Raw genomic sequence first — 21,598 nt, 5'->3', positions numbered from 1 at the left:
AAGCCATGGACAACTTCATCGAGCTGAAGAATATCGGCAAGGACTACCGCGGCGCGCATGCCGTGCGGGATGTCTCGTTCTCCGTCCGGCGCGGCGAGGTGCACGCGCTGCTCGGGGAGAACGGTGCCGGCAAGTCGACGCTGACCAAGATCCTGGCCGGCGCGGTGCAGCCGTCGAGCGGACAGATCGTTCTGGAAGGGAAGCCGATCACGTTTGCGACGCCAAACGAGGCGCTGCGCCACGGCATCGCGATGGTCTTCCAGGAGACGAGCCTGGTGCCGTCGTTGACGGTCGCGCAGAACCTCTACCTGGGCGATGAACCGTTCTTCAACAGATTGCGCGGCCTGTACATCGCGGCCCAGCAGTTCCTGCAGCGGCTGAACTTCAATGTCGATCCGACCCGCCTCGTCTCGACACTCGGCGCGGCGCAACGGCAGATGGTGGAGATCGCGCGGGCCGTTCAGCACGACGCGCGGCTGATCATCTTCGACGAGCCGACCGCCACGCTGACGCCGGAAGAGAAGCACCACTTCTTCGGACTGGTCCGCCGACTCAAGGCGGACGGCGTGTCGATCGTCTTCATCTCGCACGCGCTCGAAGAGGCGCTGATGATTGCGGACCGCATCACGATCCTGCGCGACGGCGAGCACGTCGTCACGGAAGACGCCAGTCTGATGGACCGCGACTCGGTCATCCAGGCGATGGTGGGCCGGGTGCTGTCCGACGAGCTCTATGGCCAGGACCGGACGGCGCGGCGGCGCCGGCCGCGCGGCGCGAAGGTGCTGAGCGTGCAGAACCTGTCCATGGGAACGATCGTGAAGAACAACGCGTTCTCGCTCTATGCGGGGCAGATCACCGGCATGTTCGGCCTGATCGGCTCGGGACGGACCGAGACGGCGAAGATCATCGCGGGCGTCGCCAAGCGGGACTTCCTGCACGGTGGCGAGATCCATCTCGACGGCCAGCCCGTTCGGTACCGGACGCCGCGGCCCGCCGTCCGGGACGGCATCGTCTACGTGACCGAAGACCGCAAGCTCGAAGGCTTCTTCGAGACGATGTCGATTGCCGAGAACATCTACAGCGGACGCCTGGCCTCGACCGACAAGCCGGTCATGTTCGTGCGCTACGAAGACATGCAGGTGCTTGCGAACGAGTGGCGCAAGACCCTGGGCATCAAGGCGATCAGCAGCGATGCCAAGGTGATCGAGTTGTCGGGCGGCAATCAGCAGAAGGTCGTGATCGCCAAGTCGCTGGTGCAGGCGCCCCGGCTGGTGATCTTCGACGAGCCGACGCGCGGCGTGGACGTGGGCGCCATCGCCGAGATCCACCAGTTGATCCATCGGCTCGCCGATGACGGCATGGCGGTGATGGTGATCTCGTCCTATCTGCCTGAAATCCTGAGCCTGTCCGATCGCATCCTGGTGACCCGGCAAGGTCGCGTGGTGGAGGAGTTCTCGCCGGAAGATGCGGAGGAGAAGAAGATCATGTATGCCGCCGTTCACTGAGCGGTGGCGGAGTGAGGTGGCAGACCGCCATCGGCTCGCGCCGCCGACGGGCATACGATCGGCGCGCCCGATTCAGCCCGTGCTGCGCACGGCGGCCGCGCGTGCCACGCTGCGCGGCACGGAGATCGTCATGTCCAGCAGCATCTGCGCCATGCCTTTTCCGAGCGGATCCATGCGCATCGAAGACGGTCCGCCGCCGTCGAGCGCGTCGTGCACCAGCAGGTTCATCGAGGCGGTGCCAGGCAGGTGGAAGCGCGTGACCTTGCCCGCTGGCAGGTGCGCGAAATAGGCTTCGACCACTTCCGGCTTCAGCCGGTCCCACAGCAGCGGCAGCCACTCGGGGCGGCGCGCGATGAGCCCGATGTTGGAGATGTTGCCCTTGTCACCGCTGCGGCCGTAGGCCAGTTCGATGAGCCGCACCTCTTCGAGGACTTCGCCGCTGTCGCCCGTCCATGCCTCGGGTTGCGGCGCCGCGGGCGAGGGCGCATCGGCGGCGCCGGGCGCGATGCGCACCGCATGCCGCTCACCGTCGATCACGAAGACCGGCTGCAGGGCGCGCTTGTCGAGCAGGAACGAGAAGGGCTTGATCAGCGGCGACACCGCCGGCCGGCCGCCGCCGGGGCTGGTGGTGCCGGGCGCCCACGAGGTGCCCGACGGAGCGATCTCGCGCGCGAACATCGCGAGCGCCGCCTTCTGCGGATGGTTGGCGACCACGCGCATCATCACCTCGCGCACGTTGCGCGTCCGTGCATGCGGGCCGTAGAGCGTCTCGGACCCGATCACTTCGATGTAGGTCGAGGTGAACGGCGGCAGGCCGCTCTCGCGCAGGATGCCGCTCGTGCGTTCGATGATGGCCTCGGCCGTCCGGCGCGCCTTCTTCTCCGCGTCGATGCCGATCATCACCATGCTGCCGGCGCAGCGGAATCCGTCGAGCTGCGTGGCGGACACCTTGTAGTGCGGCGTCGGCGCACGGCCCCTGGCGGGGCTGACGCGCACGCGGTTTTCCCCCACCTGCTCGATCGTCACGTCGCGAAAGTCGCAGCTCACGTCGGGCAGCAGGTAGGCGCCGGGGTCGCCGATCTCGTAGAGCATCTGTTCGGCCACGTTGGCGCTGATCACCTTGCCACCGGTGCCTTCCGGCTTGGTCACGACGAAGCTGCCGTCGGCATGGCATTCGACGATCGGGTAGCCGATGTGCGCCCAGTCGGGTATGTCTTCCCAGTCGGTGTGGAGCCCGCCCGTGGCCTGGCAGCCGCATTCGATGATGTGACCGGCCAGGCTGCCCGACGCCAGCAGGTCGTGGTCGCCGCTGCGCCATCCGAACTCGTGCATCAGCGGGCCCAGCGTGACGGCGCTGTCCACGCAGCGGCCGGTGATCACCACGTCGGCGCCCGCCGCCAGCGCCGCGGCGATCGGCGCCGCGCCGAGATAGGCGTTGGCGCTCAGGACCTTCTCGGGCAGGGCTTCGCCGGTGAACATGTCGCGCACGCCGCGCTCGCGCAGCTCGGGCATCCGCGGGCTCACGTCGTCGCCCTCGATCACGGCGATGCGCAGCGACACACCCTGGGCCTCCGCCAGCGCCTTCAATGCGGCGGCGCAGCCGTGCGGGTTGATGCCGCCCGCATTGCTCACCACCTTGATGCCCTGGCGTTTGACCTCCGCGAGCACCGACTTCATCGCGATGTCGACGAAGTCGGTGGCGTAGCCCATGTCGGGGTTCTTGGCGCGTGCCGATGCGAGGATCGACATCGTCGTCTCCGCCAGGTAGTCGAAGACGAGGTAGTCGAGCCGGCCTCCCTTCACCAGTTGCGGCGCGGCGACCATGCTGTCGCCCCAGAATCCCGATGCGCCGCCGATGCGCACGGTGCGGCCCGTTGTGCTTGATGTGTCTGTCATAGGTGTCCTCTGCGCAGGCCAGCTTATCCAGGCGACGGCCCCAACGCTTGCGCCGACTCGCTGACGATGCGCTGTCCTCAGGTGCCTTCGGCGCGCAGTTGCGCCTTGTGGATCTTGCCGGCCGGGGTCAGCGGCAGCTCGTCGCGCAGCACCACCTGGCGCGGCATCTTGTAGTCGGCGATGTGCCCCGCGCAGTGCGCGATCACGTCGTCCGCCGTGAGCTGGCTGCCGGCCTTCGCGACGATGAAATAACGGCCCACTTCTCCCAGCACGGGGTCGGCCACGCCGATGCCCGCGACCATCACCACCGACGGATGGGTCGCGATCAACGCCTCCACCTCGGCGGGGTAGACGTTGAATCCTCCCTGGATGTACATGTCCTTCATCCGGCCCTTCAGCGTGATGAAGCCGCGAGCGTCCACGCGCCCCAGGTCGCCGGTGCGCAGCCAGCCGCCGTCGAACGCGCCCTGGCTCGCCGCGGCGCCGATGTAGTCGCGCACCACGCCGAGTCCCTTGAACTGCAGTTCGCCGATCTCGCCGGCCGGCAGCTCGTCGCCGCCGGGCCCGATCACGCGGACCTGCGCACCGTACAGCGTGGTGCCGATGCTCTGCATCAGGTCGTCGTCGCTGCAGTGCCATGGCGTCATCACGAGTGCGCCCGACGCTTCGGAGAGCCCGTACAGATTCATGATGGTGGCGGCGGGCATGCGCCGCTGCAGGTGCGCGAGCAGCGTGGCATCGACGTTCGATCCGCCGGTGATGATCAGCCGCACCGAACTCAGGTCGACCTCGGCCGACTCCGGATGCATGAGCAGCAGCGTCATCATCGTCGGCACGCCGATGAGGATGGCCGGCGGATGCCGGCGGATCATGTCGAGCACCGTCTTCGCCTTGAAGACCGGCACCAGCTCGCAGCTCCCGCCGGCGAGCAGTTGCGCCAGGATGCCGCAGGTGATGCCACCCACGTGATTGAACGGGTTGGCGAGCTGCACCAGGTCGCCAGGGCGTGTCCGCGTGTGGTGGAACTGTCCGCCCGCCGAGGCGAGCAGGCTGGCGTGCGTCAGCGCGCAGCCCTTGGGCCGGCCGGTGGTGCCCGACGTGTAGATGACCATCGCCAGGTCGGCTGGCTGCACGGCCAGCGCCGCCTCGGCCAGCGCCGCGCCGTCGGCCGGCGTGCCCGCCATGCCGGCGAACGCGTCGCCGTCGATGGCGACCACATGGCGGAGTTCGGGCAGTGTCGCGGCCATGCGATCGAGCATCGGCAGGAACTCGAAGCCGTCGATGCGGCTCGTCACGAAGACGGCCTTCGACTGGCTGTCGGACAGCATGAAGGCGATCTCGGCATCGCGGTAGCGCGGGCTCAGGGCGACCACCGCCGCGCCGATGCGCGCCGCGGCGAAGAAGATCTGCAGCCATTCGACCTGGTTGTGCGAGAGAACCGCGATGCGGTCGCCCCGCCCCAGGCCGCGTTGCAGCATCGCCGTTGCCAGCCGCCGGCTCGCGGCTTCCATGTCCGCGAAGGAGAAGCGCCGGTCGCCGTCGATGTAGGCGACGACTTCCGGGTGCGATGCCGCGGCATGCTGCAGCGCCGCATGCAGAAGGCCGTGCGGTGCGCCGGGCGATGCGGCGGTCGAAGTGGCGTGGGCTGAGGCGGGCATGGCTCGGAGGCTGGGGTGGGGAGCCGCACAGCCTATGAAATGGGCGCGCGCCTGGCTTGCGTGAAGTCGCTGTTCGCAGCCAGTTCGCGCAAGACCCGTCCGGTGGCCGTCGCTAACCTCGTGCGGGACCAAGGAGCCCCGCATGGAATTTCTCGAAGCGCCGCCGCTTCCCTTCTATTTCAGCCCCGAGCACGAGCAGTTCCGCGCCAGCTTGCGCGACTTCATCGCGCGCGAGATCACGCCGCACGTCAATGAGTGGGACGAGGCCGAGACCTTCCCGCGGGCGCTCTACGGCCGGGTGGCGGAACTCGGCGTGCAGGGGCTGGGCTATCCCGAGGAGTACGGCGGCACGCCGGCGGACATCTTCTATCAGCTCATCGTGGCCGAGGAGTTCGCGCGCTGCGGCGGTGGCGGCGTCCAGGCGTCGCTCAATTCGCACAGCATCGCCTTGCCGCCGATCCTCAAGGCGGGCAGCGACGAGATCAAGCGCAGGGTGATTCCGCCGGTGCTGGCCGGCGACAGGATCGCCGCGCTCGCGGTCACGGAGCCTTCGGGCGGATCGGACGTCGCCAACCTGCGCACCACCGCCATTCGCGACGGCGACTTCTATGTGGTCAACGGCGAGAAGACCTTCATCACCTCGGGCATGCGCGCGGACTTCATCACCACCGCCGTGCGGACCGATCCCGCGATCAAGGGGGCGGGCGGCATCTCGGTGCTGCTCATCGACGGCGACACGCCCGGCCTGTCGCGCACCGCGCTCAAGAAGATGGGCTGGTGGAGCTCGGACACCGCGCACCTGCGCTTCGACAACTGCCGCGTGCCGGTGGCCAATCTCGTGGGCGAGGAGAACAAGGGCTTCAAGACCTTCATGAACAACTTCAACAGCGAGCGCCTGTTCATGTCGGCGCTCGCCTGCGGCTACGCGGAGGTGTGCCTGCAGGAGGCGCTGGACTGGACGCGCCAGCGCACGCTCTCCGGCAGCACCCTGTCGGAGCGGCAGGTGGTGCGCCACAAGCTCATGGACATGACGCTGCGCATCGACCCGGCGAGGGCGCTGCTCTACGACCTGGCCTATCGCATCGAGCACGGCCTGGCGCGCCCCGCGCAACTGGTCGCGCGCGTCTGCCTCGCCAAGGTGCAGGCGACGCAGGCCATGCAGTTCTGTGCCGACCAGGCGGTGCAGCTGCTGGGCGGCATGGGCTTCATGCGGGGCACGCGCAGCGAACGCATCTATCGCGAAGTGAAGGTGATGATGATCGGCGGCGGCTCGGAGGAAGTCATGAAGGACCTTGCCGCACGGCAGCTCGGCGTCTAGCCGGACCGCCAGCGAATGGCAGCTCAAAGAAGAAGACCACGATGCAACAGACGACCGATGACCTGCGTGCCGAATACGCCCAACTCGCCGACCTGGCGCGCACGCTGACGCCCGCCCAATGGGCCGAGCGGAGCGCGTTCTACGGATGGACGCCCTGGGACGAGATCGCGCACCTCTGCTTCTTCGACGAGACGGCCCTGCTGTCCGCGACGGATGCCGGCGCCTTCGCGGCCAACACCGCCGGGCTGCTCGCAGAACTGGCGACCGGCCGGGAGATCAGCGCCATCGCGCGGGAGAAATATGCGCGGCTCGACGGCGCTGCGCTGCTGGCGCATTGGGAGTCGGTCTCGGCCAGGCTGATCGACGCGCTGTCGGCGCTCGACCCGAAGGCGCGCCTGCCGTGGTACGGGCCGTCGATGAGTGCGCGTTCCTTCGCGACCGCCCGCCTGATGGAGACATGGGCGCACGGCCAGGACGTGTGGGACGTGGTGCGCCGCCGCCGGCCTGCGGGCGACCGGCTCCGCCACATCGCGCACATCGGCGTCACCACCTTCGGCTGGAGCTTCGTCAACCGCAAGCGGCCGGTGCCGGACGTCGTTCCCTACGTCGAACTTCGCGCGCCCCAGGGTGCGGCGCTGTGGACGTGGGGCGACCCGGCGTCGCCGTCGCAGGTGCGCGGCTCCGCGCTCGACTTCTGCCTTCTCGTGACGCAGCGCCGCAACCTGGCCGACACCGCGTTGAGCGTCAGCGGCGACGCGGCGCGCGACTGGCTGCAGATCGCACAGTGCTTTGCCGGCGACCCGGCGGATGCGCCCGCGCCCGGCGTGCGCAAGGTGGCGTACGTCGATTGAGCGGGCAGGCGATCACGCTGGCGCTGCAGCCGGGCATCGAGGCGGCGCTGGAGCCGCTTCGCCGCGACAGCGGCGAGCAGTGCCTGTCCGACCACGTCTTCTCCAACCTCTACCTGTTCCGGCAGGCGCACGACTACCGCTTTGTCCCCGGCGAATGGCCCGGTGTGGCAGGGCGGACCTACGATGGCGCGCGCCACTTCATGCCGCTCTTCGACGTGGCGAAGCTCCCCGCCGCGACCCTGGGCGACCTGATCGAGGCGCACGGCTGCCTCTATCCGGTGGCGACCCGGCACCTGAGGGCGCTTCCCGCTCGCTTCGTCGCGTCCGCCTCGGCCGACGACTCGGACTATCTGTACCGCGCGTCCACCTTCGAGGACTATGCCGGCCGCGCGCTCGCCAAGAAGCGCAATCTGGTGCGGCAGTTCCTGGCCAGTCACGTGTCGCACGCCGTGCCCTTCGGCGCGGCGCAGGCAGACGCCGCGCTGGCGGTGCTGGCGGGCTGGATGGCTCAGAAGGAAAAGGCCGAGGGCGAGGCCGACGAGCGCGCCTGCATCGAGGCCATCGCCCAGGCGTCGCGTTTCGGGTTCGAGGGCTTCGTCCACTACGTCGACAAATCGCCGGTGGCCTTCCTGCTCGTCCAGGAACTGCAGCCCGGCGTGTTCGCGGTGCGCTTCGCGAAAGGCCTGGACAGCCATGTCGGCGTCTATCCCTTCATGTTCCAGCATTTCTGCCGCCACTTCCCGCGGCCGGTGCAGTGGCTGAACTTCGAGCAGGACATGGGCATCGCCGGCTTTCGCCGCAGCAAGCGTTCCTACCAGCCGACGGCGCTGCTGCCGAAGTGGCGCATCTCGCTGCGCGCCTGAACCGCGCCAACAGCCAGTCCGCGCAAGACCGCTCCCCGGCCTTTGCCTAAGCTGACAGCCATACACAGTCCGCGAACGCCAACAGGCACCTGCAGCACAACAGCAATGGCAATCATCGAGTCGAACGTATCCCCCGGCAGCGAGGCCTTCGAGACCAATCGCACCGGCATGCTGGCCCTGATCGACCGCGTACGCGGCTACGAGAAGCGCAGCATCGCCACATCGGGCAAGTCCCGCGAACGCTTCGAGAAGCGCGGGCAGCTGCTGCCGCGCGAGCGCCTGTCGCTGCTGCTCGACCCGGGCACGCCCTTCATCGAGATCGGCTCGCTGGCGGGGCTCGGGCTGGACGACCCCGACCTCGACAAGAGTGTGCCGGGCGGCGGCGTGATCGGCGGCATCGGCTGGGTCTCCGGCGTGCGCGTGATGATCAACGCGTCCGACTCGGGCATCGACGCCGGTGCACTCCAGCCCATGGGCATTCCCAAGCAACTGCGCATGCAGGAACTGGCGCTGGAGAACAAGCTGCCCTACGTGCAGCTGGTGGAGAGCGCCGGCGCGAACCTGATGACCTACAAGGTCGAGGAGTTCGTCACCGGCGGCAACCTGTTCCGCAACATCGCGCGGATCTCGGCGGCCGGGCTCCCGGTGGTGACGGTCACGCACGGCTCGTCGACGGCCGGCGGCGCCTACCAGACCGGCCTGTCCGACTACATCATCATGGTGCGGGGCCGCTCGCGGGCCTTCCTGGCGGGGCCGCCGCTGCTGAAGGCTGCGACCGGCGAGATCGCGACCGAAGAGGAACTGGGTGGCGCACTGATGCACACCGCGATCTCGGGCCTGGGCGACTACCTGGCCGAGGACGACCGCGACGCGATCCGCCTGGCGCGCGAGATCCTGTCGAACATCGACTGGAACCGCGGCATGCCGGCGGAGCCCGTGCGCAGCTTCAAGCCGCCGCGCTACGACGCCGAGGAGCTGCTCGGCATCATGCCGATCGACCACAAGCGCCCGGTCGACATGAAGCAGGTCATCGCGCGCATCGCCGACGACTCCGAGTTCCTCGAGTTCGGCGAGAACTACGGCAGCGCCACGGTGGTCGGCCACATCAAGATCGAAGGCATGCCGCTCGGCGTGATCACGAACAACGGCCCGATCGACCCGGCCGGCGCCACCAAGGCGACGCACTTCATCCAGGCCTGCTGCCAGTCGAAGACGCCGATCCTCTACCTCAACAACACGACCGGCTTCATGGTCGGCAAGGACTACGAGGAGGCCGGCATCATCAAGCACGGCTCCAAGATGATCCAGGCCGTGACCAACGCCACCGTGCCGCAGATCACCATCTATTGCGGCGCATCGTTCGGTGCCGGCAACTACGGCATGTGCGGCCGCGGCTTCCATCCGCGCTTCTGCTTCTCCTGGCCCAATGCCAAGACGGCGGTCATGGGCGGTGAGCAGGCCGCGCAGACCATGGTCAACGTGACCGAGGCCGCGATGAAGCGCAAGGGCGCCGAGGTCGATCGCGAGAAGCTCGCCGAGATGGAACGCCGCATCGTCGACCGCTTCGACAGCCAGATGAGCGTCTTCACGACCAGCGCGCACCTGCTCGACGACGGCGTGATCGACCCGCGCGACACGCGCGAAATGCTGGGCAAGGTGCTGTCGATCTGCCGCGACGCCGAGCTGCGGCAGCCGCAGAAGATGCAGTTCTCCGTGGCGCGGCCCTGAGCCGCATGGTCCGCACGAGCCGAGGCAAGCGATGCAACTCACACCCGAACACGACACCCTGCGCGACACGCTCAAGCGCTTCATCGACAAGGAGGTCAACCCCCATGTCGACGAATGGGAGCGCGCCGAGGTCTTTCCGGCACACCAGGTCTTCAAGCGCCTCGGCGAGCTGGGCATGCTGGGCCTGACCAAGCCGGTCGAGAACGGCGGCGCCGGGCTCGACTACTCGTATGGCGCGGTGATGGCCGAGACGCTCGCGCACATGAACTGCGGCGGTGTTCCGATGGCCATCGGCGTGCAGACCGACATGGCGACGCCGGCCCTGGCGCACCGCGGCAGTGCCGAACTGCGGGCGGAGTTCCTCGCGCCCGCGATCAGTGGCGACTACGTGGCGTGCCTGGGCGTGTCGGAGGTCGGCAGTGGCTCCGACGTGGCGTCGATCAAGACCACGGCCCGCCGGGACGGCGACGACTACGTGATCAACGGCGGCAAGATGTGGACGACCAGCGGCACGCAGGCCGACTTCTGCTGCGTGCTCGCCAATACGTCGGACGGCGCCGCGCACCGAAACAAGTCGCTCATCGTGGTGCCGATGAAGACCCGAGGCGTCGAGGTCGCCCGCAAGCTGCGCAAGATGGGCATGCATTCGTCGGACACCGCGCAGATCCATTTCGACGACGTGCGGGTGCCGCAGCGCTACCGCATCGGGGAGGAGGGCATGGGCTTCATCTACCAGATGGAGCAGTTCCAGATCGAGCGCCTCTGGGGCGCGCTCAACAACGTCGGCATGGCGCAGCGCGCCATCGACACCACCATCGGCTACACCCGCGAGCGCCGTGCGTTCGGCCGCTCGATCCTCGACAACCAGTGGGTGCACTACCGGCTGGCCGAGCTGCAGACCGAAGTCGCCGCCTTGCGCGCACTCTGCTGGCAGGGCGTGGAAGAGGTGGTGGCCGGGCACGACGCGACCCGCACCGCCACCATGGCCAAGCTCAAGGCGGGCCGCGTGATCCGCGAAGTGGCCGATGGCTGCCTCCAGTTCTGGGGCGGCATGGGCTTCGTCGACGAAAGCCCGATCTCGCGGATCTTCCGCGACGGCCGGCTGACCTCGATCGGCGGCGGCGCCGACGAAGTGATGCTCCAGATCCTCAGCAAGTTCATGGGCACCTTTCCGTCCGCCCACTGAACGACAACATCGACGAACGCTTCATGACCGCCACGACATCCACGCTCACACCCTTCCGCAAGATCCTGATCGCCAATCGCGGCGAGATCGCCCTGCGCATCATCCGCAGCGCCCGGGCGCTCGGCTATCGCACCGTCGCGGTCTATTCCACCGCCGATGCCGGCGCACGCCATGTGCGCGAGGCCGACCAGGCCGTGTGCATCGGCGAGCCGCTGCCGGCCCAGTCGTACCTGCGCATTCCCGCCATCGTGGAAGCCGCGAAGCTCAGCGGCGCCGATGCGGTGCATCCCGGCTACGGCTTTCTGGCCGAGAACGAAGACTTCGCACAGGCCTGCAAGGACGCGGGGCTGGTGTTCATCGGCCCGTCGGCCGAGGCCATCGTGTCGATGGGCAACAAGGCCGGCGCCAAGACCCTGATGCAGGCGGCGGGCGTGCCCTGCATTCCCGGCTACCAGGGGGCCGACCAGAGCGAGGAGCGCCTGGCGGCCGAGGCGGTGCGCATCGGCTTCCCGGTGATGATCAAGGCCACCGCCGGCGGCGGCGGACGCGGCATGCGGCTGGTGCCGTCGGCCCGAGAGTTCGCCGAACTGCTGCGCAGCGCCCGCTCCGAAGCGCAGAGCGCGTTCGGCGACCCGGAGGTGATCCTCGAGCGCGCCATCGTCGAGCCGCGCCACATCGAGATCCAGGTCTTCGCGGACCGCTTCGGCAATGCGATCCACCTCGGCGAACGCGACTGCTCCGTGCAGCGCCGCCATCAGAAGCTCATCGAAGAGGCGCCGTCGCCCGCCGTCGATGCCGACCTGCGCGCACGCATGGGCGCCACCGCCGTCGCCGCGGTGAAGGCCATCCGCTACGAAGGCGCGGGCACGCTGGAATTCCTGCTCGACGCCGAAGGCAACTACTACTTCATGGAGATGAACACGCGGCTGCAGGTGGAGCATCCGGTGACGGAAGCGATCACCGGGCTCGACCTGGTCGCGCTGCAGTTGCGCGTGGCCGGTGGCGAGGCATTGCCGGTCACGCAGGAGCAGGTGCGCTTCAGCGGGCACGCCATCGAGGTGCGGCTGTGCGCCGAGGACGCCGACAAGGGCTTCATGCCGCAGAGCGGCACCATGGCGCTGTGGGAGATGCCGTCGCAGTTGCGCGTCGAGCATGCGCTGCGTTCGGGCGCGGAGATCCCGCCTTACTACGACTCGATGATCGCCAAGGTCATCAGCCACGGCGACACGCGCGATGCGGCGCGGCGCAAGCTGATGGCCGGCCTGGAGGATGCGGTGGCGCTCGGCGTGACGACCAACCAGGCCTTCCTGAACCGTTGCCTCGGCCATCCGGTCTTCGCGGCCGGCGGCGCGACCACCGCCTTCATCGCGCAGAACCAGGACGCGCTGCTCGCACCCGACGCCGTGACGCGCAGCCGCGCCGCCGCCATCGCGGCCGTGCTGCTCTACGAGACGACCGGTGCGCGGCGCCAGCCATCGACCGGCCGGCGCATGACGCACAGCCTGCCGATATCGCTGCGCTTCGAGGTCGACGGCCGCGCCGTGAGCGCCGGCGTGGTGCTGACGCGCCAGCGCCGCTTCGACGTGTCGATCGGCGAGACGAACCATGTGGTCGAACTCGACGAGATCGGCGAGCACACGGCGCGCTTCGTGTGCGACGGGCTTTATGAAAGCGCAGCCTTCCATCGCGACGGCGCCACGCTGCTGCTGCACTACCGCGGCATTCCCGCCCGCGTCGAGGACAAGACCCGCGCCGCCACCGCACGCCAGAGCGAGGCCGGTGGCGACGGCAAGGTCCGCGCGTCGATGAACGGACGCGTCGTCGCCGTGATGGCCGCCGTCGGCGACCGGGTGGAGGCGGGCCAGCCCGTCGTCACGCTGGAGGCGATGAAGATGGAACACATCCATTCCGCGCCGGTGGCCGGCAAGGTGATCGCGCTGCACGTGAAGACCGGCGACCAGGTGGCGGCCAGTCGCGTGGTGGTCGAGATCGAGGTGGCCCCGAAGGAAGCCGTGCCGGCCTAGGAACCAGGAGCGAGACATGACGAAGACGAACGAAGAGGCCGGCGTACCGGCCGTGCTGGTGGAGAAGCGCGGCCACGCGATGTGGGTCACGATCAACCGGCCGGACAAGCGCAACGCGATCAACAAGGATGTCGTGGCCGGCATCCGCGACGGCTGGCGCCTGGCGCATGCCGACGGCGACGTGCGCGTGATCGTGCTGACCGCGGCCGGCGACAAGGCCTTCTGCGCCGGCGGCGACCTGCAGCCCGGCGCGGGCTTCGCGTTCGACCTGTCGCAACCCAACATCGACTACGCCGACATGCTGCGCGAGGTGCAGAACGCCACGCTGCCGAGCATCGCGCGCATCAACGGCACCTGCATGGCCGGCGGTGTCGGGCTGCTCTGCATGACCGACATGGCCATCGCGGCCGACCACGTGCAGTTCGGCCTGCCCGAGGTGAAGATCGGGCTGTTCCCGATGCAGGTGCTGAGCCTGCTGCAATCCATCGTGCCGCGCCGCACGGTGCGCGAGTGGTGCCTGACCGGCGAGCCCTTCGGCGCCGCGGAAGCCCGGGACGCGGGCCTGCTGAACTATGCGGTGCCCAAGGAAGAACTCGACGACAAGACGCAGTGGCTGATCGATCGCCTGACGGGCAAGTCGCCCACGGCACTGCGCCGCGGCAAGTACGCGATGCGGGCCATGGCCTCGATGTCCTTCGACGAAGGCATCGCCTACACCGAGAGTCAGATCGCGCTGCTCGCCATGACCGAGGACGCGCGCGAGGGCCTGGCGTCCTTCAACGAGAAGCGGCGGCCCGTGTGGACCGGCCGCTGAACGCGGGCGCGCCGACCGACGGCAGCGCGCATGCCGTCGGGCTCGCCGAATGGCTGGCGCGCCGCGCCGCACGTGCGCCCCACCGCCCGGCGCTCACATGCGACGACGTGCACTGGAACTACGGTGAACTCGTCGATCGCATCGAGCGCATGTCGGCGGTGCTGGCCGCGGGCGGCGTGACGGCCGGGGCGCGCGTCGGCTACCTCGGGCTGAACGACCCGATGTTCGTGGTCGTGCTGTTCGCCACCGCGCGGCTCGGCGGCATCTGCGTGCCGTTGAACTTCCGTCTCAGCGGCGCGGAGCTCGCCTTCGTCATTGGCGATGCGGGCGTGCACACGCTGGTGGTCGGCGAGGAGCACATCGCGGTGATCGATCCGGTGCGCGACGGCCTGCCATGCAGCCGCTACATCCACCGCGGCGCGGGCGCGCCGGGCTGGGAATCTGCCGACGCGCTGCTGGCCGACGCACCGCCGGTGCCTGCCGCCGTGCCGGTTCGCGCGGACGACGTGTCGGTGATCATGTACACGTCGGGCACGACCGGCCATCCCAAGGGCGCGATGCTCACGCATGGCAACTTCTGGGCGAACAACCTCAACGAGATGTTCCTGTGGGACATCGTCTCCACCGACGTCACGCTGAACTTCGCGCCGATGTTCCATGTCGGCGGGCTGCTGTGCGGCAGCATGACGACGCTGCTGGCGGGTGGGCATCTCGTGCTGCAGCGTGGCTTCGAGCCCGAGGCCGTGCTCGACGCGGTGGCGCGGCATCGCGTGAGCGTGAGCTTCGCGGTGCCGGCGATGCTGCTGTTCATCAGCCAGCATCCGGCGTTCGAGGCGGCGGACCTGTCGTCGCTGCGCCTCGTGGCGGTGGGCGGTGCGCCGATGCCCGAGCCGCTGCTGCGGCTCTACGGTTCTCGCGGCATCCCGGTGCACCAGGGCTACGGCATGACCGAGACCGCATCGATGATCACCTTCCTGCATCCCGATCGATCGACCGACAAGCTCGGCTCGAGCGGCACGCCGCCGCTGATGACCGAGATCAAGCTCATCGACGTGATGGGCGACGCGGTGACCGATGCCGGCGCGACCGGCGAGATCTGCGTGCGCGGCGGCAACGTGATGCCCGGCTACTGGAAGCGGCCCGAGGCGAACGCCACGGCCTTCACCGCCGACGGCTGGTTCCGCAGCGGCGATGTCGGCTACCGCGATGCGGAGGGCTTTCTCTTCGTGTGCGACCGGCTGAAGGACATGGTGATCAGCGGCGGAGAGAACATCTACCCGGCCGAGGTGGAGAGCGTGCTGTACGACCACCCCGACGTCGCGGAGGCGGCCGTCATCGGCGCGCCCGACGCGCAATGGGGCGAGCGCGTGGTGGCGGTGATCGCGCCCAAGCCGGGCAGGACCGTCACGCTCGACGGCCTGCGCGATTTCGCCCAGACGCGGCTGGCGCGGTACAAGCTGCCGAAGGAACTGCGGCTGGTCGACGCGCTCCCGCGCAACCCGACCGGCAAGGTGCTGAAGGCGAAGCTGCGTGAGCGCGATACCGCTTCCGGCCAGGGCTGAGCACGGCCGGGCTCAGCCCGGGAACGAAGACAGGAGACAAGATGGATTTCAAGCATTCCGACAAGTCGCTGGACCTGCAGGCGCGCGTGCGCGACTTCATGGAGACGCACGTCGTTCCGGTCGAGAAGCTCTATTACGAGCAGGTGCAGGCCAGCGACCATCCCTATCGCACGCCGGCCATCCTCCAGGAGCTGAAGGCGCTGGCGCAAGGGCAGGGGCTCTGGAATCTCTTTCTCTCGTCGGCCAAGGGCGGCCTGAGCAATCTCGACTACGCGCCGGTCAAGGAGATCATGGGCCGCGTGCTGTGGGCGCCCGAGGTGTTCAACTGCTCGGCGCCGGACACCGGCAACATGGAAGTGCTGTCGCACTACGGCACGCCCGCGCAGAAGGCGCGCTGGCTCGAGCCGCTGATGGCCGGCACCATCCGGTCCGCCTTCTCGATGACCGAGCCCGCGGTGGCGTCGAGCGACGCGACCAACATCCAGTGCGAGATCCGGCGGCAGGGCGACGACTACGTCATCAACGGCCGCAAGTGGTTCACGTCCGGCGCGCTCAACGAGGAGTGCACGCTGCTCATCGTCATGGGCAAGACCGACCCCGACCATGCGGACCGCCACCGCCAGCAGTCGATGATCCTCGTGCCGAAGGACACGCCCGGCGTGCGCATCGTGCGCGACGTCACGGCCTTCGGCTACGACGACGCGCCGGTGGGACATCCGGAGATCGTCTACGACAACGTGCGCGTGCCCGCATCGAACATGCTCCTCGGCGAAGGCCGCGGCTTCGAGATCGCGCAGGGCCGGCTCGGCCCGGGGCGCATCCATCACTGCATGCGGCTCGTCGGCTGCGCGCAACGCGCACTGGAGATGATGTGCGAGCGCGCCAACACGCGCGTCGCCTTCGGCCGTGCGCTCGGCGAGCAGGGCTCGGTGCGCGAAGACATCGCGCATTCGTTCTGCGAGATCGAGCAGGCGCGCCTGCTCACGCTGCATGCGGCCGACAAGATGGACCGCGAGGGCAACAAGGCCGCGAAGGACCTGATCGCCGCGGCGAAGATCGTCGTGCCGAGCATGGCGGCGCGCGTCATCGACCGCGCCATCCAGGTCTTCGGCGGGGCCGGCGTCTCGCAGGACACCTTTCTGCCGCGCGCCTATGTCTACGCGCGCTTCATCCGCATCGGCGACGGGCCGGACCAGGTGCACCTGTCGGCCGTCGGGAAGGAACTGCTCAAGCGCAGCGCCGCGCGCGCATCGGCGTGAGCGCCGACCACCCGCCTGAAGGCATGCCGATGAACGCGCCGATCGGCACGGTGGTCAGTGCGCCGCCGCTGGACCTCGAACGGCTCGGTCGCTACCTGGACGCGCATGCGCCGGGCTTCCACGGCCTGCGCAAGGCCGAGCGCTTCGTCGGCGGCAACTCGAATCCGATCTGGCGTGTCGAAGCCGAAAGCGGCCGCTACATCCTGCGGACGCAGCCCGCCGGCGAACTGCTGAAGTCGGCGCATGCGCTGGACCGCGAGGCGCGCGTCATCGCCGCGCTGCGGCACGGCGGCGTGCCGGTGCCGCGCCTGCGCGTGCTGTGCAACGACCTGGACGTGGTCGGCGTGCAGTTCTACCTGATGGACTTCGTCGACGGCGTGGTGCACCGGCATGTCGGCCTGCCCGACGTGCAGCCGGCGCGGCGCCGCGCGGTGTACGAGGCCGCCATCGACAGTCTCGTCGCCATCCACCGCGCCGACGTGGATGCGCTCGGCCTGCGCGACTTCGGGCGCGCCGGCAACTACTTCGAACGACAGCTGCACCGCTGGACGCAGCAGTACCGCGCCGCCCTCCCCGAAGGATCGGCGTCGATGGACAGGCTGATCGGGCGGATCGAGGCGTTGCTGCCGCACGAGGCCCATCCGGTGGTCCTGCTGCACGGCGATTCGCGGCTCGACAACCTGATGTTCGATGCGGCCGGCACGCGCGTGATCGCGGTGCTCGACTGGGAGCTTTCGACGCTGGGCCATCCGCTGGCCGACCTCGGGCAGTTCCTGGGCGTGCAGGAGCTGCCGCACGACTATCTTCTGCCCGGCCTGCGCGGCATCGACCGCGCGGCGCTGGGCCTGCCCACGCAGGACGAGCTGGCCGGGCGCTACCTGCGTGCCATGAACATGGACCCGCACACCGACATGCGCTTCTACAAGGCCTTCGCGATGTTCCGGCAGGCGGCCATGTCCGCCGGCCTGCGCAGGCGGGCCGCGCTCGGTACCGCCGTGGCCGAAAGCGCACGGGCCTTCGGCGACACGATGGACGTGTTCGCACAGGCCGGGCTGGACATCCTCGACCCCGGCGCCGCGCGCCCACCGACATGGAGAACCACATGACCCACATCCGGCCCTTCGACCTGACCGGCAAGGTCGCGCTGGTCACCGGCTCGTCGCAAGGCATCGGCGCCGCGACCGCACGCGTGCTGGCGCAAGCCGGCGCCCACGTGGTGATCAGCAGCCGCAAGGTCGACGATTGCGAACGCGTCGCGCAGGCGCTGCGCGACGAAGGCCTCCGGGCCGAGGCGCGGGCCTGCCACATCGGCCGCATGGAGGACATCGCGTCGATGGGCGCGCACCTGCAGGCCGTGCATGGCGGGCTCGACATCCTGGTCAACAACGCGGTGCTGAGTCCGTGGCGCACCATCGAGGACATCGATCCGGGCCTGTTCGCGAAGACGGTGGACGTCAACCTGCGCGGCTACTGGTTCCTGTCGAGCGAGGCGGTGAAGCTGATGAAGCCGCGTGGCGGCGGCAGCATCGTCAACATCTCGTCGGTGTCCGCATTGCATCCGGAGAAGATGCTGGGCCTGTACGGCACGCTGAAGACCGCGCTCATCGGCATGAGCCGCGCCTTCGCGCTGGAATACGGGCCGTTCGGCATCCGTGCGAACACGGTGCTGCCCGGCGTGATCGAGACCAAGCTGGCGGAGGCCTTCGACGGCGAGGCGCGCGAGCGCATCCTGCAGAAGACGCCGGTGCGCCGCGTCGGCCGGCCCGAGGAAATCGGCTGGGCCGTGCTCTACCTGTGCGCGCCGGCCGGTGCCTTCACCACCGGTGCGAGCCTGGTGGTCGACGGCGGCATGTCCATTTCGATGTTGTGAGGAGAGAGAAGTGAAAGCAGTACTTGCCAGGCGCCACGGCCCGCCGGAATCGCTGGTCGTGGAGGAGGTCGACGCATTGCAGGCCGGGCCGGGCGAGGTCATCGTCCGCGTGCATGCGAGCGCCGTGAATTTTCCGGACACGCTGATCATCGAGAACAAATACCAGTTCAAGCCGGCGTTGCCCTTTTCGCCGGGCGGCGAAGTGGCGGGCACCATCGGCCAGGTCGGCGCCGGCGTCGAGGGCTTCGCGGTGGGCGATCGCGTGATCGCCGTCTGCGGCTGGGGCGGCTTCGCGGAGGAAGTGCGCACCGTGCCCGCCAAGCTGGTGCGCCTGCCCGAGGGCATCGACATGGAGGCCGCGGCCGCGCTGGTCATCACCTACGGCACGTCGCACTACGCACTGAAGGACCGCGCGGCCATCCAGCCGGGCGAGACCTTGCTGGTGCTGGGGGCAGCCGGCGGCACCGGGATTTCCGCCGTCGAGCTGGGCAAGCTCATGGGCGCGCGCGTCATTGCCGCCGCGTCGACCGACGAGAAGCTGGCGCTGTGCAGGGCACATGGCGCGAACGACACCATCAACTACGCGACCGAGGACCTGCGCGAGCGCATCAAGGCCCTGACGGGCGGGCGCGGCGTGGATGTGGTGTACGACCCGGTCGGCGGCAGCTACACCGAACCCGCACTGCGCAGCATGGCCTGGCGCGGGCGCTACCTGGTGATCGGCTTCACCGCCGGCGAGATTCCGAAGCCCGCACTCAACCTGGTGCTGCTGAAGGGCTGCGCGATCGTCGGCGTCTTCTACGGCGGCTTCGCGCAGGCCGAGCCGGCGCGCTACGAGGCGTTCATGGAGGAGCTCGTGGGCCTGCTGGCGCAGGGGCGCATCAAACCCGCGATCACGGCGCGGTTCCCGCTGGAAGATGCCGCGCTGGCATTGCGGTTGGTGGCTGATCGGAAGGTGATGGGGAAGGTCGTGCTGCGCGTAGGGAAGATGGGCTAGCTCAGCGGCTGGGGCAACTGATACGTCAGTTGCCGTTCGTGTCGGATGGAAAGCAACACCGCCTCATGTGCGGAGTGCGCGTACAGCAGCACATGACGCGCCAGGACGAATTCTCTGAGTTCAGGGCAATCGAGTGACTGTGCCAACTGTCTCGCCTGTTCGGCCTGAAATCTTCCCCAGCCTGATCTCGCATCGAGGAACCGGGCGGGGCGACCGCTACCTGGCGCGAAGGAGAGCAGGGCCCTGGCCTTCACCAGTTCAGCTTGCAGCTTTTGGAAGCGTACAGGCATGGATGCGGCGTCCTGCGCTTCCATGAAGCCGCGTGCGACCTGCAGGCACGTCAGGAAATTGGGAACCGCGCGAATCCTGGCATCGACAGGAATGCTCACGATGCAGGACGTATGCCAAGGGCCTGATCCAGTTCGTCGTCCGACACGAACTGGCCTGCCAACGCCTGCTGCAGGCCGGTGATCGCATCGTCCGCCAGAAGAAGGTTGGCGTGTTCCGCTTCCAGAGCATGGTAGTAGTCGAGCCGACGCGCATCGACCAACGCCACGTAGCTGGCGCCGTTCTTGGTGAGCACCTTCTCCGACCCATTGCCCACCACGTCTTCCGCCAGTTCGGTGAGTCTGGCGCGTGCTTCGCTGATGGGGACGATGTCCGAGGCTCTGAGCGTCATATTGAATTCATTAACGTTTTCGTTAATGCAGTCTACCGATCAACGGGGTCTTCAGCAACCGCCGGCAGCACCATCCGCATCGCCTAGGACTTTCCCTGGGATGCCCCCCGTCCAGCGACTCGGCACAAGACCGCAGCGGCACCCGATCGCGACACTGCCCGGATGGCAGGCCGACCCCGGCCCGCCGGACCAAGGAGTGCGCAGAATGATGACGAGACAAGCCGCCGCAGCCAGCCTCGGGCTCGCCGCGTTGGCCAGCATGTTGCCGGCGGCCTCGCAGGCCCAGACCACGCAGGGCGTGACCAAGACCGAGGTGCTGGTCGGCACCATCCAGGACCTGTCCGGGCCGATCGCCGCTTTCGGCAAGGAGACGGTCAACGGCATGAACATGCGCATCGAGGAGTTCAACGCGGCCGGCGGCACCGCGGGCCGCAAGATCCGGCTGATCGTCGAGGACTCCAGCTACGACACCAAGAAGGCCGTGCTGGCCGCGCAGAAGCTGGTGCAGAACGACAAGATCTTCATCACCGTCGCCAACATCGGCACGGCGCTGGCGCTGACGACCATGCCGATCTTCACCGAGGGCGGCGTGATCCACGCCTTTCCGCTGGCGTCGGCACGCGGGCTCTACGACCCGCCGAATCCGCTGGCCTTCTCGTTCACCGTGCCGTACTACCAGCAGGGCCGGGTCATCGTGAAGGCGATGACCCAGACCCGGGCGGAGCGCAAGTGGTGCTCGCTGATGCAGGACGACGAGCTCGGCTCGGAGCTGATGAAGGGCGTCGAGTCGCAGCTCGGCGAACTGAAGAAGACGATGGCCGAGAAGACGACTTACAAGCGCGGCGCGACCGACTTTTCGTCGCAGGTCGCGCGCCTGAAAAGCGCCGGCTGCGACACCGTGGTCGTGGGCACCACGCTGCGCGAAACCATCGGCACGCTGAACGAGGCGAAGAAGGTCGGCTTCGCGCCGGACTTCATCGGCACGGCGGCGTCGTATTCGCACCTGGTGCCCAAGCTCGGCGGCGCGGTGACCGAGGGCTTCCTGTCCGCGCACGCGAGCTCGCAGCCCTATCCCGACGACGCGTCGAAGGCGCTGCGCGACTGGTATGCCGCCTACAAGGCCAAGTACAACGAGGAGCCGGGCCAGTACGCGGTGTTCGGCTATGCGTCGATGGACTGGACCATCAAGACGCTGGAGAAGGTCGGCGCAGACCTCACGACGCAGCGCTTCGTCCAGGCGCTGGAGACCTCGACCTTCCCGCGTGACAAGCTGGGCTTCGACACGATGAGCTTCACCAAGACCAAGCGCCTCGGGTCCGAGGCCGTGCGCATCTCGCGCATCGTGAACGGTCGCTGGGTGCCGATCACCGACTACCTGCAGCCCTGAG

Annotated in this window: 18 protein-coding genes; 14 read left to right on the top strand and 4 right to left on the bottom strand. The window is 68.5% G+C overall.

The window, feature by feature from the left end; translation table 11 throughout:
- The first annotated feature begins 5 nt into the window (after positions 1 to 5).
- Positions 6 to 1,505, top strand: coding sequence for a sugar ABC transporter ATP-binding protein (locus tag AC07PZ_RS02730; protein ID WP_495293468.1), 1,500 nt, complete (start codon positions 6 to 8; stop codon positions 1,503 to 1,505).
- 72 nt (positions 1,506 to 1,577) lie between these two features.
- On the opposite strand, the gene AC07PZ_RS02725 is transcribed toward AC07PZ_RS02730, so the two are convergent.
- Both AC07PZ_RS02725 and AC07PZ_RS02720 read right to left on the bottom strand, forming a co-directional pair.
- Complete coding sequence (locus AC07PZ_RS02725) at positions 1,578 to 3,401, bottom strand: acyclic terpene utilization AtuA family protein (protein ID WP_495293467.1); 1,824 nt, start codon at positions 3,399 to 3,401, stop codon at positions 1,578 to 1,580.
- Between the two features lie 77 nt (positions 3,402 to 3,478).
- Complete coding sequence (locus AC07PZ_RS02720) at positions 3,479 to 5,059, bottom strand: class I adenylate-forming enzyme family protein (protein WP_495293466.1); 1,581 nt, start codon at positions 5,057 to 5,059, stop codon at positions 3,479 to 3,481.
- Between the two features lie 142 nt (positions 5,060 to 5,201).
- Between AC07PZ_RS02720 and AC07PZ_RS02715 the strand changes: the two genes are divergently transcribed.
- From AC07PZ_RS02715 to AC07PZ_RS02660, 12 genes are all read left to right on the top strand, one after another.
- Complete coding sequence (locus AC07PZ_RS02715; RefSeq protein ID WP_495293465.1) at positions 5,202 to 6,377, top strand: acyl-CoA dehydrogenase family protein; 1,176 nt, start codon at positions 5,202 to 5,204, stop codon at positions 6,375 to 6,377.
- A gap of 41 nt (positions 6,378 to 6,418) precedes the next feature.
- Positions 6,419 to 7,228 (top strand): TIGR03084 family metal-binding protein, encoded by an 810-nt coding sequence (locus tag AC07PZ_RS02710; RefSeq protein WP_495293464.1) that lies wholly within the window; start codon positions 6,419 to 6,421, stop codon positions 7,226 to 7,228.
- Positions 7,225 to 8,091, top strand: a complete 867-nt coding sequence (locus AC07PZ_RS02705) for a phosphatidylglycerol lysyltransferase domain-containing protein (protein ID WP_495293463.1) — start codon at positions 7,225 to 7,227, stop codon at positions 8,089 to 8,091. The genes AC07PZ_RS02710 and AC07PZ_RS02705 overlap by 4 nt, the downstream gene beginning before the upstream one ends.
- 105 nt (positions 8,092 to 8,196) lie before the next feature.
- Positions 8,197 to 9,819, top strand: coding sequence for an acyl-CoA carboxylase subunit beta (locus tag AC07PZ_RS02700; RefSeq protein ID WP_495293462.1), 1,623 nt, complete (start codon positions 8,197 to 8,199; stop codon positions 9,817 to 9,819).
- A gap of 31 nt (positions 9,820 to 9,850) precedes the next feature.
- The gene (locus AC07PZ_RS02695) at positions 9,851 to 11,005 is read left to right on the top strand and encodes an acyl-CoA dehydrogenase family protein (RefSeq protein ID WP_495293461.1); all 1,155 of its coding nucleotides are present in this window, start codon (positions 9,851 to 9,853) and stop codon (positions 11,003 to 11,005) included.
- Positions 11,006 to 11,028: 23 nt separating this feature from the next.
- The gene (locus AC07PZ_RS02690) at positions 11,029 to 13,029 is read left to right on the top strand and encodes an acetyl-CoA carboxylase biotin carboxylase subunit (RefSeq protein ID WP_495293460.1); all 2,001 of its coding nucleotides are present in this window, start codon (positions 11,029 to 11,031) and stop codon (positions 13,027 to 13,029) included.
- Between the two features lie 16 nt (positions 13,030 to 13,045).
- Complete coding sequence (locus tag AC07PZ_RS02685) at positions 13,046 to 13,843, top strand: enoyl-CoA hydratase/isomerase family protein (protein WP_495293459.1); 798 nt, start codon at positions 13,046 to 13,048, stop codon at positions 13,841 to 13,843.
- A complete protein-coding gene (locus tag AC07PZ_RS02680) occupies positions 13,828 to 15,405 on the top strand; it encodes an acyl-CoA synthetase (protein WP_495293458.1) in 1,578 nt (525 codons plus the stop codon). Before AC07PZ_RS02685 ends, AC07PZ_RS02680 begins: the two co-directional genes overlap by 16 nt.
- A gap of 41 nt (positions 15,406 to 15,446) precedes the next feature.
- A complete protein-coding gene (locus AC07PZ_RS02675) occupies positions 15,447 to 16,664 on the top strand; it encodes an acyl-CoA dehydrogenase family protein (RefSeq protein WP_495293457.1) in 1,218 nt (405 codons plus the stop codon).
- Positions 16,665 to 16,693: 29 nt separating this feature from the next.
- Complete coding sequence (locus AC07PZ_RS02670; protein WP_495293456.1) at positions 16,694 to 17,770, top strand: phosphotransferase family protein; 1,077 nt, start codon at positions 16,694 to 16,696, stop codon at positions 17,768 to 17,770.
- A complete protein-coding gene (locus tag AC07PZ_RS02665) occupies positions 17,767 to 18,534 on the top strand; it encodes a glucose 1-dehydrogenase (protein WP_495293455.1) in 768 nt (255 codons plus the stop codon). Before AC07PZ_RS02670 ends, AC07PZ_RS02665 begins: the two co-directional genes overlap by 4 nt.
- 10 nt (positions 18,535 to 18,544) lie before the next feature.
- Positions 18,545 to 19,531: an NADPH:quinone oxidoreductase family protein gene (locus AC07PZ_RS02660; RefSeq protein WP_495293454.1), complete on the top strand. Its 987-nt coding sequence runs from the start codon at positions 18,545 to 18,547 to the stop codon at positions 19,529 to 19,531.
- On the opposite strand, the gene AC07PZ_RS02655 is transcribed toward AC07PZ_RS02660, so the two are convergent.
- Both AC07PZ_RS02655 and AC07PZ_RS02650 read right to left on the bottom strand, forming a co-directional pair.
- A complete protein-coding gene (locus tag AC07PZ_RS02655; protein ID WP_495293453.1) occupies positions 19,528 to 19,920 on the bottom strand; it encodes a hypothetical protein in 393 nt (130 codons plus the stop codon). The two genes, AC07PZ_RS02660 and AC07PZ_RS02655, sit on opposite strands and share 4 nt — an antisense overlap.
- Positions 19,917 to 20,210 (bottom strand): type II toxin-antitoxin system Phd/YefM family antitoxin, encoded by a 294-nt coding sequence (locus AC07PZ_RS02650; protein ID WP_495293452.1) that lies wholly within the window; start codon positions 20,208 to 20,210, stop codon positions 19,917 to 19,919. The genes AC07PZ_RS02655 and AC07PZ_RS02650 overlap by 4 nt, the downstream gene beginning before the upstream one ends.
- Positions 20,211 to 20,415: 205 nt before the next feature.
- On the opposite strand from AC07PZ_RS02650, the gene AC07PZ_RS02645 reads away from it, so the two are divergent.
- A complete protein-coding gene (locus AC07PZ_RS02645; RefSeq protein ID WP_495293451.1) occupies positions 20,416 to 21,597 on the top strand; it encodes an ABC transporter substrate-binding protein in 1,182 nt (393 codons plus the stop codon).
- Position 21,598 lies beyond the last annotated feature (1 nt).

This window comes from Variovorax sp. GW821-FHT10B04 (genome assembly GCF_059415645.1).
Note: the sequence above shows the minus strand (reverse complement) of the source record. Positions and strands in the feature narration are given on the sequence as shown.

Bases quoted from the DNA above. Each gene is read 5' to 3' on its own strand.
- AC07PZ_RS02690 (WP_495293460.1), top strand. From the start codon at position 11,029: ATGACCGCCACGACATCCACGCTCACACCCTTCCGCAAGATCCTGATC.
- AC07PZ_RS02645 (WP_495293451.1), top strand. From the start codon at position 20,416: ATGATGACGAGACAAGCCGCCGCAGCCAGCCTCGGGCTCGCCGCGTTG.
- AC07PZ_RS02650 (WP_495293452.1), bottom strand. From the start codon at position 20,210: ATGACGCTCAGAGCCTCGGACATCGTCCCCATCAGCGAAGCACGCGCC.
- AC07PZ_RS02730 (WP_495293468.1), top strand. From the start codon at position 6: ATGGACAACTTCATCGAGCTGAAGAATATCGGCAAGGACTACCGCGGC.
- AC07PZ_RS02710 (WP_495293464.1), top strand. From the start codon at position 6,419: ATGCAACAGACGACCGATGACCTGCGTGCCGAATACGCCCAACTCGCC.
- AC07PZ_RS02675 (WP_495293457.1), top strand. From the start codon at position 15,447: ATGGATTTCAAGCATTCCGACAAGTCGCTGGACCTGCAGGCGCGCGTG.
- AC07PZ_RS02725 (WP_495293467.1), bottom strand. From the start codon at position 3,401: ATGACAGACACATCAAGCACAACGGGCCGCACCGTGCGCATCGGCGGC.
- AC07PZ_RS02685 (WP_495293459.1), top strand. From the start codon at position 13,046: ATGACGAAGACGAACGAAGAGGCCGGCGTACCGGCCGTGCTGGTGGAG.
- AC07PZ_RS02720 (WP_495293466.1), bottom strand. From the start codon at position 5,059: ATGCCCGCCTCAGCCCACGCCACTTCGACCGCCGCATCGCCCGGCGCA.
- AC07PZ_RS02695 (WP_495293461.1), top strand. From the start codon at position 9,851: ATGCAACTCACACCCGAACACGACACCCTGCGCGACACGCTCAAGCGC.
- AC07PZ_RS02670 (WP_495293456.1), top strand. From the start codon at position 16,694: ATGAACGCGCCGATCGGCACGGTGGTCAGTGCGCCGCCGCTGGACCTC.
- AC07PZ_RS02715 (WP_495293465.1), top strand. From the start codon at position 5,202: ATGGAATTTCTCGAAGCGCCGCCGCTTCCCTTCTATTTCAGCCCCGAG.
- AC07PZ_RS02700 (WP_495293462.1), top strand. From the start codon at position 8,197: ATGGCAATCATCGAGTCGAACGTATCCCCCGGCAGCGAGGCCTTCGAG.
- AC07PZ_RS02665 (WP_495293455.1), top strand. From the start codon at position 17,767: ATGACCCACATCCGGCCCTTCGACCTGACCGGCAAGGTCGCGCTGGTC.